We start from the raw sequence: 15,940 nt of genomic DNA on the forward strand, positions 1-15,940 counted from the left end.
ATGGCTTGGAGGGTAGAATCTGTCATGGCGTATCCATTTGTGTTGGTTGAAATCTTGGTCGTGATCAATCAACAGGATACGCCACCCTTCCTTCTGTCCTCCATACACAACATCCGACTATATCTCGCATTGAGCAAGGTGTACCCGGAAACGGATCATCAACGTTGCTGGGTTCACAAAACTGCCAACGTACTGAATAAGCTACCAAAATCTGTGCAGTCCAAGGTCAAGGCTGACCTCCACGAGATATGGATGGCCGAAACCCGCGACGAGGCATATAAAGCCTTTGATCGCACCGTAAAACGCTTCGACGCCAAGTACCCCAAAGCCATGGAGTGCTTGGTGAAGGATCGGGAGGCGCTACTAGCGTTCTATGACTATCCGGCAGAACATTGGATACACATCCGCACCACTAACCCGATCGAATCGACTTTCGCCACGGTTCGCCTGCGGAGCAAGCGCAGCCGGAACTGCGGCTCTCGGGCAACGACCCTGGCAATGGTATTTAAACTGCTTCAGAGCGCTCAGAAGCGCTGGAAGCGAATAGCGGGGTTCAACAAACTGGAACTGGTCGTGAATAACGTGAAATTCCAGGATGGGGAGCCCTTAACAGATCAGTCAGATAGGACCGCCGCCTAAACGGTCATACACAAAATTTGACAATAACTCAAACGCTTTTCTTGCTACTTGGGTCTGGACTTCAATCGCATAAAATCCCGGCTCGACTTTGAGCAGATGTGTCACCATGGCGCTATCGCATCATGAAACTGTCCGAACCATTGTAATATCCTCGCTGCCTTTGTCTTTGAATGAAATTATCATGAAAGCATGGTATCCAGACTATTTGTACTACAGCTTTTACTGCTATTTAGGTCGTGCTGCTATTCTGTTTCCGCCTCAATACTCATCGATCAGGGCAGACACGGGTGCCATCGGTCAAAACTACCTCCTGGGTTTCGCCGGTGGCGGTATGATGACCCACCCACCCGGTCTGCGACAAAAGGTTCTTAATGCTATTTTGCCTCTTCCTCTCCCTCCTCGGGCGTCAATTTGAAAATTCTAGCGGGTCCAGCCAGCCAAGAAGAAATGAGGGTATGCGCATCAGAAGGACTGATGCGTCTCCCCATGGAAGATGCTTGCGCCAACAGTTTTTCTTGGGCAGGCGTGGTATTGCGCGCAAGCGCAGCACTCCAGAAATAGGATTGGCGTTCACGCTGCTCCCGCTTCAATAGCCAGGTTTTTTGAGCTTGTTGCCACTGCGCTGCGGTAGGTGGGTTAAGACGTAGCTTCTCGATTTCTTCAAGGGCAGCGTCGATAAGCTCGTCACCCCGCTCAGGTGCAGCACTGAAGTTCAGGCGACCCAAATAAAAGGGTTCTGGGTCACGCGCCAGCAAATGACTCATTCTAAAGCTATAGACACCGCTCAGATCGTGGCGCAGCTTGGTTTGTAAGCGCTCATGCAGCCAGGCCTCGATTAACTCTGCGGTAATAGCCTTTTTTGGAGTCCACTCAGCTGGCTGGCTGAAATGGATTTGTACCTGAACTTTCGGGCTTAAATTCAGGGGCCAGCTCGCTGCCATCGATTGATGCAGCGGTCGCACACCTCGGTCACGCCAGTCGAGTGCCGGTTCATTACTTGTACTCAGCGCAGCCAACCAGGCCGGCAGGCGCACTTCCAGATTTTTCGGCAATGGCCGAGAGGCCAGCCCTACTCGTCCATTTGAAGACTTCGAAAACAGCTTGGCACGCTGACCTTCCAAGGCCTCTAAGTCGATTGTATCGAGCCCACGCAACAGTGTTTTCGACTTCAACAGTTCGCCGTTACTAAATGCCATTGACTGAATGTTCTGAGAAAAGACCTGTTCTACTGGCTGATGAAGCGCTTGTTGCTCCAGCTGCTTACGCCAACGAGCCAAACCCTGATCGCAAAACCGTGGCTTCGACATTTTCAATTGCAACAACTGCAACAACGGTTCAATTTGCGCTGGGCTGGCGTTAGCCCGAAAGCCATGATGAAGCTCTTCTACATAGGGGCGCACCTTGATCTGGTGTGCCCGTGAGAAACGCATAAGTTCCGATGCTGTCCAATCACCATACCCGCAGGCTTCAGGCAACATAAGCGACCAGAAAACCCACGCGGTTTTGTTCGGATCTTCCAGAGAACGACCACCCGCAAAACGGAGGTCAATTTGCAGCTGATCATCGAGTTGCGGATCTTGCCGCCATAGCAATGTCAAACCATTACTGAGTTCGACGCTTTCGGTTCTACTGTTTTCTGATGACAGGTGATCAACGCGCTGACGCTCAGTAAATTCGGCCTGTTCAAGTCGGGGCAGGTTTACTTCTTCAGGCGTATGGCTGACCCACTGCGGTTGCTCGGTGGCAAACTCCGTCTTCCACCGCGTCTCTAGCGCAGATAAATCAATGCGTTCCGCATCACTGTCAGGCCCAATGGCCGCTATCTTTACCTGCGCCTGCTGCTGCAGCTCAAGCAACGCGGCCCGGAGATGCGTCGGCGTAATATCGGCCAGTAGCTGTTCTGTTAACTGGAACTGTTGCTGCTCACTCAACAGCGGAAGCTGATAAACAGCGCCATTTGCGAACTTATCGGCCAACCGCCGAGCTGGAATGGCGTCCGCAAAGCGTACTTGATCACGACGCTTGTTCATTAGGCGTTGCTTGGCCTGGTGGAGCTCACTATCCAGTACAGGCTGCTGCATTAAACGCGCCAGTTCCCGGGCGCCAATATCCACGGCCTGAGCATAGTCGCCTTTTTTGGGATGTAAAATAAGCAGATAGTGCTGGAAGTTGGGCGTCAATAACTGGGCAAAAGGCGAAGTTTGCCCCCGTAGAAGCTCATCTTGATCGACCAGTTGGTTGAACCGATGGGTCAGTATTTCAAGCCATAGCTGATCAATCAGGTCACGAAACTGGCCATTGACACTATGCATGGACTCTGGAAGCGGTCTTTGTAGCATGATTTGAACGAACTTCTGTCCCTGCTCAGGATCAAGCACTTTCTTTAACATGGGTGCTTTTTGGGCAGGCGGAAAGGCCGCCCGTTGGTGATTTGGCAACGTCTCCTTACGTTTGGAGTTGTTAAAGCGCGCCTTGGCAAAATCGCTTTTCGCCTGCACCATCACCGTTTGTGGGTCGAAATCACCCACCACAATCAAGGTCATGCGATCAGGGCGATACCACTGCCGGTAGAAATGAAGTAAATCACTACGCGTAAACGCCAGCACGTCGGGTAGATGGCCAATCGGTTCACGCCTGGCCAACAAAGAACTCTGATAACGGAAAGCGCTAAGCTGCTGATTAATCCGAGTACCGCCACTCTGACGCAAACGCCATTCTTCCTCCACGACTTGCTGCTCACTGGCTAACGCGTCCACATCAAACGAGGCACTGCTTACCAGGTCAGATAGCAGATGGATGGCCGATTCGAGCCCTTTAGCATTGGGTAAAGAGAGACGATACGTTGTATTGAAGAAGCTTGTCGCCGCGTTCACATGGCTTCCCAGGGTCACGCCATCTTCGGCTAGCTGCGACAAAGCTTTCCCTTGGGGGTCGCCATGCGTGCCTTGAAATACCATATGCTCGATTAAATGAGCCATACCACGCTGATGCGGAGCCTCGTGTACTGAACCCGCATCGACCACCAAACGAAGTTCAACATCACGACCCGATTTCGGCAGCAGCAATACATCCGTGCCGGATGCCAAAGTATGGCGGATCAGATCAGGATGATCAGGCAGTTCAGTATATTTCTTTTCGTCTGAGGTCGACTCAACCTGGTTTGCCGCGCATCCCCACAACAGACTGGCGGTCAAGACAATAAAACTCACAATCTTCAATTTCATACTTCTTGTTCCTTTAAAAATCCCTGGGCTGGCTGACCGGACCTAAAAAATAAATGGTATTGCGCTCCCACTGCATGGTCTGTTTGATGACTGATCAGCACCAGAATCATGGATGGACACGCCGCTCTCACTTTGCTAATTAACTCGACAGCGCTGGGCGTATCCAGCGCGCTGGTGGTTTCATCCATCAGCGCGATTCTGGGACGGTTTAATAGCACACGCGCCCACATGATTCGCTGTTGCTCACCACCAGAGAGTCGCAGGCGCCAATCGGTTTGGTGCTCCAGCTCCATTTCCAAGGCCCCCAGTCCCACTTGCTTTAATGCCCGCACGCTGTCCGCATCACTCACGGCTGAAGCGGGCTGTGGATAACACAAGAGTTCCTTTAGCGACAGACTGGGAAGGTATAGGTTCTGCGGCACCCAAAACAGGTTATCGTTGCGGCTGAGTTGGCCTACAAAATTCGGCCAATGACCCGCAAGGGCCTGCAGTAACGTCGACTTGCCTAAACCCGAAGCCCCTTCAACCAGCAAAAAGTCACTCTGGGCCAATTGAATTTGTGGCAAATGTAGGAGCGGTGTCTGGTCGGCTTTGTTGAGTTGCATGGCCGCTGATAGTCCCTCATCCGCCGCAGCAGTTGCTGGCATAGGGGCAAGTCGATCCATATTCTGAGTGAAACGCGTTAAGCGTTCTACCGTCGCACTCCAGCTTGCTAAATCTTCATAGGCGTAGATAAACCAGCCTAATGCACCCGCTACCTGACCAAAGGCCTGACGCACCTGCATCAAACCGCCGAGCAAAATCGAACCTGCTAGAAAAGCGGGGAGTGCAAAAAAGATCGGTGCCAGTAAGGTGACTTGTGAATAGGCAATGGTGAAAAAGGAGAGGTTTTTCTCGCGATGCATCAGCCCGTACCAGTTATGCACAACATGCTTGAAACTGTCATTTAAGCGGTTGCGCTCGCAGTCTTCGCCCTGCTGAGCGGCGATGGCTTCGCTGGATTCGCGCTGCTGCATTAACAAATGCCTAAAATTGGCCTCATTTCTCTCCTGTTGGTAGTTTAGCGATTGCAGTTGGTTGCCTATGCGGTGGGTAATCCAGGTACCGGCGAGCGTGTAGATCAGACACACCCAGACCAAATAACCCGGAATGGCCCAGTCTACCCCTAGCCAAACAAACTCAAACGAGGTCGAAAACTGCCATAAAATGCCCAGAAATGAAAACAGCGTCAGCACTGAGCGTAAAAACGACACTAAAAGTTTCAACGAGTCCTCAGTCAGTAAACGAATATCCGCAGCGATACGCTGGTCAGGATTATCCGGCTCTTGGTGCTGCATTTGCAGTTGATAATGGGTATGACGGTCTGACAGCCAGCGTGACGCATATTCCCGGGTCATCCATTCTCGCCAGTTGATCGCCACTTTTTTCTGTAAATAATCGGCATAAACCATGACGACCACGTAGGCGGCCACCAACACCGTAAACTGCAACAGCAAGGGGTAGATCGTCTCACCGTCCAGAGCTTGAAGGGCATTAAAAAAGTCCCCGTTCCATTGGTTTATTTTTACTGAAAACCACACCGAGGAGAGACTCGTGACCAGTACCACTGCTAACAAGGACAATTGTGGCCAGGCACGACGACCCACCCAGTATGACCGGGTCAAGCACCAAAAATTCTGTAACACCTGCATTTAACCACCAACGACAGAAAATCAACACGAAGCTGTGTGCACTCTCGTGTTGAAATCAAAGATATATAAAGAAAAGGCTATCCAAGCAGGAGATTTTTAATCACCCCACTGTTGCCACAGCAGAGTCAGACCGAGGCCTGAAAAGCTGCTGAAGCAACATGGCGTTTAATTAAAAACTGTAATCTAATTGCAACCAAAACTGTCGTCCGGGCGCATAGGACCGGTAGACCTTATCAGAATGCACAAAGGCATCGGTTGCATTACGATTATTCAGCACATTAGTAACTTCAACAGAGCCGCCTATACCCTGTGCCCATGAGGGCTCCCAGCGTAGCTTCATGTCCCAGCGAAACGTCGAGGCATAATCAACCTGCTCGTACTTGAGCACCTGCTGGTCAGTATCAGGTAGGTCTGTGTATTCATTCGCATGGCGCGTCGCTTGATCACGCGAACTCTCCCAGTGCCAGCTCTGGTATAAACTTAATTGCGCCGGGGCGTACACTGACGTTAACTCTGCCTTGACGCGAAAAGGCACATTGAAGTCGGTCGAGGGCAGCTCATCTGCACGAATAATCTTGCCTCGATAATCAACATAATCCATGTTGAGATTGGTATTTGGATCAAAAAAAGCATATCCCTGGTCCTTGGGTGTATTGCTAGCAGATTCCTGCCAAGCTGCCGTGACTGTCCAGTGGTGAGTTGTAGCACCAATTGCCACATCATCCAGATGGCTAATAGTCAGCGAAACGCTCTCATGCTCACTACGGCCGCCATTGTCAAACGTCCGAATGCGAGCTTCTTGCGGATTATCAGTACCGGGGTACTTGGGCCGGCTACGCACTTCATCGTGATTATCGCGCTGCACATAACTCAGATCCCATGATGTTGGTCCCCACAACTGACTAACGCTCAGGCTGCGTTCGTCGCTGTAAGGCGTGCTGAGATCCGCCATACCTTCATAATCACGCGCGGGGTTCCACTCATTCTCCATGCTGTTCGGTGTGCAACCCCAGTAACAGAGATGCAAACCCGCATTCTGCGCCTCGTACAACGCATAGGTGAGCATAGAACGCCCATAATAACGGTTTGCTCCCGCCGTCACTCGGGTGTGTTGATCGCCAAACACATCTAAGCTGGCGACAAAACGAGGCGAAAAATTGGTTTCTTCAACAAAGTCGTCTCTATCCAGGCGGACACCGGGGCGTATATTCCAGCGCCCATAATTGAGGTTGTTTTCTGCAAAAACAGCAGATTGAGTGAACTGAGTGCGATGGCGGCCGGCAAAGAAAGCCTCAACCTGCCCACCCATGAGGTTAGGCTCACCACCCATACCCTCGGTCATGATGAAACCATTGCGAAAGAAGGGCTCACGACGCTCGTATTCTGCCTCTGTGCGGGTAACCTCCGCCCCGGCACGAAAACGCTGCTCCAGCTCACCCAGAACAATCGGGTGCCAGCTGAACGCTTGACGCGCGCTAATATTTTCCTGTCGCGAGATCAAGTCTCCGGGGCCACCGGAATCATAGGTTCGGCGCTGCTCCCAATCAGTCAAATCCTCAAGCTGTAGAGAGTACTTCTGTTCCGAAATGCGCTCATCTTCAAGCTGTTGCCAACTCAGGTTGAAATCACTCTGCCCCCAACCTGTTTGTTGTTGCCACTGTAGTTGAGAACCTATGCCTGAATGTTCCTCTTCATAGTCAGAATTGGCGGCGCCATTTAGGAATTGGCTGGAGTTGTAGCCAGTATAGGTAGTGGACCAATGCAACTCAGTACCGCCCTGAGGATACCAACTGAGCTTAGAAAACACCTGATCGCTTGTGCGCGTTTGATTTTTGACCTTATCTGCGCGGCTAGATAAAACCAAATGCTCGCCAGTTTCATCAAGGTCGATACTTAACCCACCAACATGCTGACTCGGGATCATTGACTCGCGACGCGACATGGAAAATACAACACCAAGTCGATCGGTCAGTCCTGTCTCAAAATTCAGCCCAAAGCTGTGCTTGCGATAGTCCGGCTGGAAGCGTGACGGATGGGCACGAGAATTTTCACTCGAATCGAAATCCAACTGATGATCGACATGAGTGCGATTCCAGCTGGCATCCGTGTGACGATAATAAAGTTGACCACTCTGTCCACTGCGCCAGCTGCGTGATTGTGCATCTATGCTGCCGCCTGTGAAGCCGCCAAATTCAACCGGAACATTCGCATCGTAGACTGTAACGGAATCAACTAGGCGACTATCAAGATAAAAGCCTTGGGTATCACTACCCAGGTTTGTCAGTGTCACGCCCAGATTGGGGTCGGCTGGGTTAAGATCGTTATTAAGGCTCATACCGTCCAAGCGAAAGCTATTCTGGTATGCACGCGAGCCGTGGATTGAAATATTCTCGGGTTTGATTTCCCCCTGATCCATGCCATTGCTGCTATTCGAGAATTGCACGGCTGGGTTCACACGCAAAAGATCAGTGAGGTTGCCATCGCCTGTTGGACGCTGGCGGATTGCTTCTGCATCCAAAACCTTACTGCTGGTTAATGGGTCAGGAGCCTGGTCATAGATCATTAAATCTGGCAAGCGATGCTTTGCTTCAATTGGTCCGTTGCCCTCCTGCGCCGCTGCCAAGGTCACTGTATTCGCCCCAGTAAACCGATAACTCAGCTCACTACCCGCCAGCAGCCGATGCAGGGCCTCTTCCGCCGTGTATCTGCCGATCAGGCCAGCAGTTTCCCGGCCCTTGGCCATTTCCGGGGTGAAGGAGACGCTGACGCCGGTGGTAGTGGACAGTTTCGTTAGCGCCGATTCCAGGGTGCCGGCGGGGATGTCGAGTCGATATTCCTGCTCGCTACCTTGGGCCTGAGCCGCGCCGGTCCCCAGCAGGCCGGTGACCAGGGTCAGCAAAACGGCGGCGACCAGCGCCACGGATGACATCTGGCGCGGAGCCGCAGTGGAAACGGGTTGTGCCATCGGTTGCGGTGTGCGTGTTCGGTGCATGGATTCCCCCAATTGCATTCATTACCAGATAACGCCCCATTGTTGGGCCTTTATCTATAAGTCGAATAAGAATAGGAATCTGAAACCCCTTTGCTCATTTTTTGTTTCTCGGGGATGATGTCCGGCTCTTTGGGCCGAGCCAGAAAGCCTGCATGGCATCGAGTTCGTGGTTCATGAGAATCTCCTGGATAAAGAGAGCCGCAGTGTGGTCAGCAAAACTCAACGTGAGAAGATGTGGTTAATTGCCTTGCAATTACCCACAAGTCGATGATGCATTTGGATTGGCAGCTTGGAATCCAGCAACGAGATCAGCTAAGCGGATGAAGCCTCGCCATAGAACGGTTGTTCCTGGGGGAGGGTCACTGGAGCGACCCAGATAACCACCCAGACGAGCGACAGCGGTCATGTAAAAAGCTATATCGCGTCGTGTGCCGTGTTTATTTGACGGCATTGATCGATCGAGAAGCGTTCTTTCGGTATCAGTAAAAACAGCTGCAAGAGAGGTTGTTGGGGATGGGCGCCGCAGTATAGTCAACCATGATATTCGCCAAGATACGACACATCAGAGCGCAATACAGTTGGCAAGTCGATCTGCTGTAGCGAGGCGTATATCCTCAATACGGCAACCTGTTTTCAGCGTCTTGAAGAATGTCTCGATATTCCAACGCCGTGAATACCAAACAAGCTTTTGCACGGCGTCGGCGCGAGTAGCAATGGGAAGGTTAGTGACCAACTTCCAAATAACAGGGGAACGCCCGTCGGGCGGATTTCTCTACTCAGCAAAAATAATACCAAGCGCCTGTTTTTGATATTTTTTCTGTTTTCCAATCGGTGGACAAACGGTCAATTTTGCATGCTTGACCGATAGGGTCGCCTGCTGTTGATTGCCTCGCTTGTCACGAAAGTGAATATCGTGTGTTCCACTGACCTGGGTCTCGGCCATCACTTGAGAAATAGTCGTGTCTCCATCCTCGGCGAGACGGTCAACGCAACTGCGGATCAAAAAGTGAGTGCCTAGATCTTGAGCCAGACAAAAGAGTTCAAAAATGTCACTTTCGCGATCACCGATATGCACGCACCGTGCAGGTGAACTTGCCAGCTCAGTAGAACGCTGCAGGTTGTCGAGCCAACGCATGCTTTCTTTCTGTTCGATGGGTACGCGGGTCGGATTAACCTTGCGCTTGAGAGCCTCTGTGCCTTTGAATTTGTTCCGTGTCCAGAATTTGGCAGCGGTCAGACCCAATGGTAGCCCTTCCGCTGTGATAGCCAGACTGGCGTGCATTAAAAGCCCGCAGACGGTATGTTTAAGGTGCCGTCCTTCTTTCATTTTGCGCCCGGTTGATTCATTGATAAAGCCAATCTTCTCAGGTGACGAGCGCTTGAAGGAAAACTCGGTTGTATCCTGCAGGATCAATATCGGGCCATCGGTGGCTTGGATACGCAAAGCCGAAGCGGCAAAGTGCCCCTCCAAAATCTTGTCCTCGCTGACATTCTCATTCGCAAAGAAGCGGTAGGCGGCCTTGGTATTGGCCCAGTCCTGAAATGCGGTGGGTAGTGATTTGTCTGGCCGATCACCGAGTGCTTCCAGCATAACGGCCAACCTTTGATTCAGTCGCGCGTCCCCCAAGTCGCAGCCTGTCATTTCTTCTTTCACTCAGTGTTGTCCCATATTGGTACCTCTTATCATATCGAACTAACTGAGGAGCCAAAGAAACACATTAGGTTTTACTTTATCAATAGTGCGCTTATGTAGCTGAGGACTTGTGGGTAATTGCAAGGTTAATGGCTCGTTTACAATCAGGCGACAGGCGAGTGGTTTCTATCGCCCGCTGGAACACCCGCAAAGCTAACGCACATCTGCTGGAACGTTTTTCTTCCTACTTGGTTCTGGGCTTCAATTGCATAAAACCCCGGTCCGACTTTGATGAGATGTGTCACTACGGCGCTATTGCGTCATGAAACTGTCCAAACCATTGTTATTTCGCAGCAGTGGTTGGGGGGTTCGGAGTAGGCGGCGTAAATGTTTACCCCATCACAACCCCTTGGCCGTTTTTTTATTACTCCAAGGGCTCCACCCGCACCCAGTAAGGCGTGAAGCGCCGGATGCGCACTGGCAGGGTGCCGGCCAGATTGTCCAGCAGGGCGTCGGTGCTATGCAGGTGGAAAGCACCGGAGATGCGCAAATCCGCCACGTCGGCATCATGGCTGAGAACGCCTTTATGGTGGCGGGAGAGTTCTTCGACGAAACGGGCCAGCGACCAGTCGCTGACGATCAGTTGGCCCTGTACCCAGGCGGCGGGGCGACCGGTGACCGGCTGCGGGGGCGTGGTTTGGTTGTCGGAAAACTGCGCCTGATACCCGGCGTCGAGCCGGGTTACAGCACCTTGTGCCTGTGCGGGGTGAATGTCCACGGCGTGCTCCAGCACCGTTACCCGGCTTTGGTCGCCTTGTCTGCGTACCAGAAAGCGAGTGCCCAAGGCCCGAACGCGGCCCTCGGCGGTGGTCACGAAAAAGGGCCGCTTGTCGTCGCTGGCCGCTGTTGCCACCTGGATTTCGCCCTGGCGCAGATGAATGCGGCGCTGCTTGTCATCAAAATGCACGTCCAGGGCGGTTCCAGTATTCAGGTGTACCAGACTGCCGTCTGCTAGGCGCAGTTGGCGGCGCTCGCCGGTGGCGGTAGCATGGTCGGCCATCAGCGGGTGATGCAGCCCGGCTTGCCAGCCGCCACCGAGGATACCCACCCCCACCATAAGCAGAATCAGCAGCAGCTCCACCGAGCGCCGACGTGTGCTACGGGCACGCTTCAAAATCGGCTGCAGCATGCCGCTCGGGGCTGTTTGGAACTGCTGGTTCAGTTTTTCCACCCGCGCCCAGGCCTGGCGATGGCTGGGATGCTGGTCCAGCCAATCCCGATGGACCCCATGTCTCGGGCTGTCTGGTGCCGCCTCCCGTAGCTCCGCATACCATTCGGCAGCGGCTTCCAGTGTCGCCGTATCGGGGCTGGCGAGATTGGCGCCAGGGTGCTCGGAGGACGAATCAGAGACTGCCATGAGCTCAGTCGTCCAACTGTTGCAGGCAGGAGGCCATGGCACGAATAAAGTGCTTCCGCACAGTGGTGACGGACACTCCCAGGCGCCGCCCTATTTCCACATAGCTCAGGCCGTCAACCTGGGCCATCAAAAAGATCTGCCGGGGTCGCTCCCCCAGGGTATCCAGCAGGCGGTCAATGGCGGTGAGGGCTTCGATGATTAGCTCGCGTTCCTCCGGCGACACGGCACAAGGCTCGGGTTGCAGGGCCAGGGCGTCCAGGTAGGCTTGTTCAATGCTGCGCCGGCGAATCCAGTCCACCAGCACCCGGTTAGCAATGGTGGTCAGAAAACCGCGCGGCTCGCGAATACTGGGCAGGGGGTTGCCGGTTTGGTGCGCGCCCAGCAGGCGTACAAAAGTATCCTGCGCCAGGTCGGCGGCCTGGTGGGAGCAGCTTACCCGAGTGCGTAGCCAGCCCAGCAACCACCGGTGGTGGTCGCTGTAGAGTGTGTGTACCTGTTCGTGCAATGCGGGATTTTCGGCGCCCATGATGCTTAATACCCTGCTTAATAAAGAACGGGTTGTAACCCGTCGACTTTTTGAGGCGAATAAACCTTACACATCTTATAGTAAATACTTCTCATTTGCAAAATAGAGGGAGCTCGTCATAACGGTGGTAGCGATCAACAATGATTCGGACAGTTTTAAAGAAAGCCTGATGCTCAGATAATAGGGTCTTCGACACCACCACCACCCGAGCACAGGCTTTCATGAAAATAGTCAATACGGGCTTACAGCAGATGTCCAGTCTCAAAAAGCCTCAGCGGCGATTTATGCTCGCCTTGCTTCCCTTGCTGATGTGCTTGAGAGGCCGCGTCAATTTTCGTCACCTCAGCCGTTACAGTGACTATCATGAGAAGACGTTTTTGAGTTTGCTGACACTCAGTGAAGAGACGGCTAACACGCTCATCGCCGCCATGGATTGCCGTTTCATTCCAAAAAGCGGCCGACATACCGAGGAGTTGGGTAAGTTCTACAGCGGCGGCACAGGCAGGGCCGAAAAGGGGCTGCACTTCCATTTCAACGCGTCGATGACCGCGCTGAACCTGCTCGAACGCTTTTCTTCCTACTTGGGTCGGGACTTCAATTGCATAAAATCCCGGCCCGACTTTGAGCAGATGTGTCGCTACGGCGCTGTTGCGTCATGAAACTGTCCGAACCATTGAGGGATAACAAACGATAAAAAAGCCCGGCTTTTGCCGGGCTGAGTATGTGGCTTTTTAGAAGCGTTAGCTTACTGCGGCAGCTCGGAAATATCCGCGACGTCTAGGAACAGCGCCTGCAAGTTGGCGAGTAGCGCAAGACGATTTTGACGTACGGCTTCATCATCCGCCATCACCATCACCTGATCGAAGAAATTATCCACCGGTTCGCGCAGCGTGGCTAGCGCGTCTAGCGCTTCCATGTAGTGGCCTTCGGCAAACAGCGGGGCAACGCTATCACGGCTGGTAGAGAGCGCGTGGAATAACGCTTTTTCGGCTTTTTCGCTTAACAGCTCGCCGTTAACCTGAGTACTGCCATCGTGCGCTTGCTTGGCCAAGATATTGGAAACCCGCTTGTTGGCGGCGGCAAGCGCAGTGGCCTCTTCGCGCTGGGCGAAGGCTTTAACCGCGCGTAGGCGGCGGGCAAAATCGAGCGGCTTAGTCACCGGGCGGGCACGCACTGCGAGATACATCTCGGCGGTAATGCCTTCTTCCTGCCCCCACGCACGGAAACGGTTGAGCATATAAGTCAGCACATCATCAACTAAACCTTCTGCTTTAGGCAGGTTTTGATGTTGCTCGGCGGCGCAAGTCAAAAGCTCGCGCAGGTCGAGGTTGAGCTCGCCCTTGATCAAGATATTCAATACGCCGATAGATGCCCGACGCAAAGCAAAGGGATCTTTCGCGCCGGTCGGGCGCTGACCGATACCAAAAATACCCACCAAGGTGTCAAGACGGTCCGCGAGGGCCAGTGCCTTACCGGTAACCGTAAACGGAATCGCATCGGTAGCGAAGCGGGGTAGGTACTGTTCCTCAATCGCTTTGGCTACCTCAGCGGGCTCGCCGTCCTGCTCAGCATAATAGCGGCCCATAACCCCCTGAAGCTCGGGGAATTCGAGTACCATTTCGGTGACGAGATCACACTTAGCTAGCTGCGTGGCTCGCTTCGCTGATGCCACATCGCCGCCAATATGCTCGGCAATATAGCCGGCAACGGTTTCGCTGCGACGGGCTTTATCTGCCAGCGTGCCAAGTTTTTGCTGAAAGACTACGCCCTCAAGTGCCGGTAGGCGGCTAGCCAGCGTCTGCTTGCGGTCAGTGTCGTAGAAGAAAGCGGCATCGGCCAGGCGTGGGCGGATGACTTTCTCGTTGCCCTGAATGACTTGATCCGGGTCGAGACTTTCAATATTGGCGATGGTGATAAAAAGCGGCATGAGGTTGCCGTTTTCATCCAGCAGGTGGAAGTACTTCTGGTTGGCCTTCATCGATGAGATCAAGCACTCTGCCGGTACCTCCAGAAAGCGCTCATCGAAGCTACCGGTAAGGGCAACCGGCCACTCCACCAAACCGCTGACTTCAACTAGAAGGTCTTCATCAATGACGGCGGTGGCGTCTTGCACTTCAGCTTCGGCGAGTACCTGCTCGCGAATCCGCTCGCGGCGCTGAGCGCGTTCGGCCAGTACGTAGGCATTGTCTAACGCGCTCAGGTAATCATCCGCGTGAGCGAGCTGAATGGCACCGGGTGCATGAAAGCGATGGCCGTAAGTGGTGTGGCTGGCTTCCAGGCCGAGGGCCTCTGCAGCGATCACATCGCTGCCGTAAAGCGCGACTAGCCAGTGTACCGGGCGGGAAAATTCGACCCGTGACGTGCCCCAACGCATGTTTTTGGGAACGGGTAGCGCGGCAATGGCTTTGCGCAGGATCTCCGGCAGTAGCGCCTGGACGGTCTCACCGGTCTGCTGTTCGCGGTAGCCTAGCCAAGTGCCTTTGTCGGTCTCTAGGTGAATGAGTTCATCGACATTGACACCGCAGGAACGAGCAAAGCCTTCTGCGGCCTTGGTCGGCTGGCCATCTTTGAAGGCAGCGGCCAGCGCCGGGCCACGCTTTTCAACGTCGCGATCAGGCTGTTTGTCGGCCAGGTCGGCAACACGAACGGCGAGCCGTCGCGGCGTAGCGAAGGCCTCAACGCTTTTGAAGGGAATTTCCGCGTCTTGTAGGCCGCGCTGAATACCGCTGGCAAACGCGTCTGAGAGCGCATCCAGCGCTGTGGGAGGAAGCTCTTCGGCGCCAAGTTCGAGTAAAAGCGTATTAACGGCCATCATGCATCTCCCTGAGCGTCGGAGGGTTCGTTTAACAGTTCACGTCGCAGTGCGTCCGGCGCCATAGGGAAGCCTGCGGCTTTGCGCGATTCGAAGTAGGCTTGCGCTACGTCGCGCGCCATGGTGCGCACGCGCAGAATAAAGCGTTGCCGCTCGGTTACCGAGATGGCGTGGCGGGCATCGAGTAAATTAAACGTGTGCGACGCTTTAAGCACTTGCTCGTAAGCCGGCAGTGGCAGGTTTACGTCTAGCAGTTTTCCGCACTCTTTTTCCTGATGATCGAACGATTTGAATAGCTGTTCGACATCCGCGTGCTCAAAGTTATAGGCGGATTGTTCGCGCTCGTTTTGCAGGTAAACGTCACCGTAAGTGACTTTGCTGCCGTCGGGGGCGGTGGTCCAGACCAGGTCGTAAACGCTGTCTACATCCTGCAAGTACATGGCGATCCGCTCAATGCCGTAAGTGAGCTCGCCGGTAACGGGGTAGCACTCAATGCCGCCCGCTTGCTGGAAGTAGGTGAACTGAGTCACCTCCATGCCGTTGAGCCATACTTCCCAGCCCAGGCCCCAAGCGCCGAGCGTGGGCGATTCCCAGTTATCCTCGACAAAGCGCACATCGTGAATCAGCGGATCCAGCCCTAAGCGCTTAAGTGAGCCGAGGTAAAGATCCTGCAAGTTGCTCGGGGAGGGTTTCATCACCACCTGAAACTGATAGTAGTGCTGCAGGCGATTGGGGTTTTCACCGTAGCGACCATCGGTGGGGCGGCGTGATGGCTGAACGTAAGCCGCGTTCCACGTCTCAGGGCCAATGGCGCGAAGGAACGTCGACGGATGAAAGGTACCGGCGCCCACTTCCATATCCAGTGGCTGAAGTACAACGCAGCCTTGCTCAGCCCAGTACTGCTGCAGCGCAAGGATTAATCCTTGAAAGGTCGACACGCCTGGTGTCGAGCTATGACTTGAAACACTCATCGGGAAAAGCACCATTGGCCATGAATTCAGAAGGC

General features: G+C 53.6%; 11 protein-coding genes and 1 pseudogene. 2 read left to right on the plus strand and 10 right to left on the minus strand.

Annotated elements, in window-relative coordinates:
* Positions 1 to 639: transposase (locus M8006_RS15590; RefSeq protein ID WP_250083790.1), on the plus strand; the 639-nt coding region annotated here is incomplete at its 5' end.
* Between the two features lie 374 nt (positions 640 to 1,013).
* Here the strand turns inward: M8006_RS15590 and M8006_RS15595 are convergent.
* The 8 genes and pseudogenes from M8006_RS15595 to M8006_RS15620 form a co-directional block, all read right to left on the minus strand.
* Positions 1,014 to 3,863 (minus strand): M16 family metallopeptidase, encoded by a 2,850-nt coding sequence (locus tag M8006_RS15595; RefSeq protein WP_250083791.1) that lies wholly within the window; start codon positions 3,861 to 3,863, stop codon positions 1,014 to 1,016.
* Positions 3,860 to 5,554, minus strand: coding sequence for an ABC transporter ATP-binding protein/permease (locus M8006_RS15600; RefSeq protein ID WP_250083793.1), 1,695 nt, complete (start codon positions 5,552 to 5,554; stop codon positions 3,860 to 3,862). The genes M8006_RS15595 and M8006_RS15600 overlap by 4 nt, the downstream gene beginning before the upstream one ends.
* A gap of 169 nt (positions 5,555 to 5,723) precedes the next feature.
* Positions 5,724 to 8,546 (minus strand): TonB-dependent receptor, encoded by a 2,823-nt coding sequence (locus M8006_RS15605; RefSeq protein ID WP_250083795.1) that lies wholly within the window; start codon positions 8,544 to 8,546, stop codon positions 5,724 to 5,726.
* 253 nt (positions 8,547 to 8,799) lie between these two features.
* Positions 8,800 to 9,093, minus strand: a pseudogene (locus tag M8006_RS18460) (hypothetical protein); the annotation flags it as partial.
* Between the two features lie 15 nt (positions 9,094 to 9,108).
* Positions 9,109 to 9,279, minus strand: a complete 171-nt coding sequence (locus M8006_RS18465; protein ID WP_430886842.1) for a transposase — start codon at positions 9,277 to 9,279, stop codon at positions 9,109 to 9,111.
* 39 nt (positions 9,280 to 9,318) lie between these two features.
* Positions 9,319 to 10,188 (minus strand): IS4/Tn5 family transposase DNA-binding protein, encoded by an 870-nt coding sequence (locus M8006_RS15610; protein WP_284047086.1) that lies wholly within the window; start codon positions 10,186 to 10,188, stop codon positions 9,319 to 9,321.
* Between the two features lie 415 nt (positions 10,189 to 10,603).
* The gene (locus M8006_RS15615; protein ID WP_250083798.1) at positions 10,604 to 11,596 is read right to left on the minus strand and encodes a FecR domain-containing protein; all 993 of its coding nucleotides are present in this window, start codon (positions 11,594 to 11,596) and stop codon (positions 10,604 to 10,606) included.
* A 4-nt stretch (positions 11,597 to 11,600) separates the two neighbouring features.
* Entirely contained in the window at positions 11,601 to 12,122 is a 522-nt protein-coding gene (locus M8006_RS15620; RefSeq protein ID WP_250083800.1) for a sigma-70 family RNA polymerase sigma factor, read from the minus strand.
* A 284-nt stretch (positions 12,123 to 12,406) separates the two neighbouring features.
* On the opposite strand from M8006_RS15620, the gene M8006_RS15625 reads away from it, so the two are divergent.
* The gene (locus tag M8006_RS15625) at positions 12,407 to 12,781 is read left to right on the plus strand and encodes a hypothetical protein (protein WP_250083801.1); all 375 of its coding nucleotides are present in this window, start codon (positions 12,407 to 12,409) and stop codon (positions 12,779 to 12,781) included.
* A gap of 86 nt (positions 12,782 to 12,867) precedes the next feature.
* On the opposite strand, the gene glyS is transcribed toward M8006_RS15625, so the two are convergent.
* Both glyS and glyQ read right to left on the minus strand, forming a co-directional pair.
* On the minus strand, positions 12,868 to 14,934 hold the full coding sequence (gene glyS, locus M8006_RS15630) for a glycine--tRNA ligase subunit beta (RefSeq protein WP_250083831.1): 2,067 nt from the start codon (positions 14,932 to 14,934) through the stop codon (positions 12,868 to 12,870).
* Positions 14,934 to 15,905 carry a glycine--tRNA ligase subunit alpha gene (gene glyQ / locus M8006_RS15635; RefSeq protein ID WP_250083804.1) on the minus strand — a complete coding sequence of 324 codons (972 nt, stop codon included), beginning with the start codon at positions 15,903 to 15,905 and terminating at the stop codon, positions 14,934 to 14,936. The genes glyS and glyQ overlap by 1 nt, the downstream gene beginning before the upstream one ends.
* Positions 15,906 to 15,940 lie beyond the last annotated feature (35 nt).

The organism is Halomonas llamarensis (assembly GCF_023555005.1).
GTDB lineage: Bacteria > Pseudomonadota > Gammaproteobacteria > Pseudomonadales > Halomonadaceae > Vreelandella > Vreelandella llamarensis.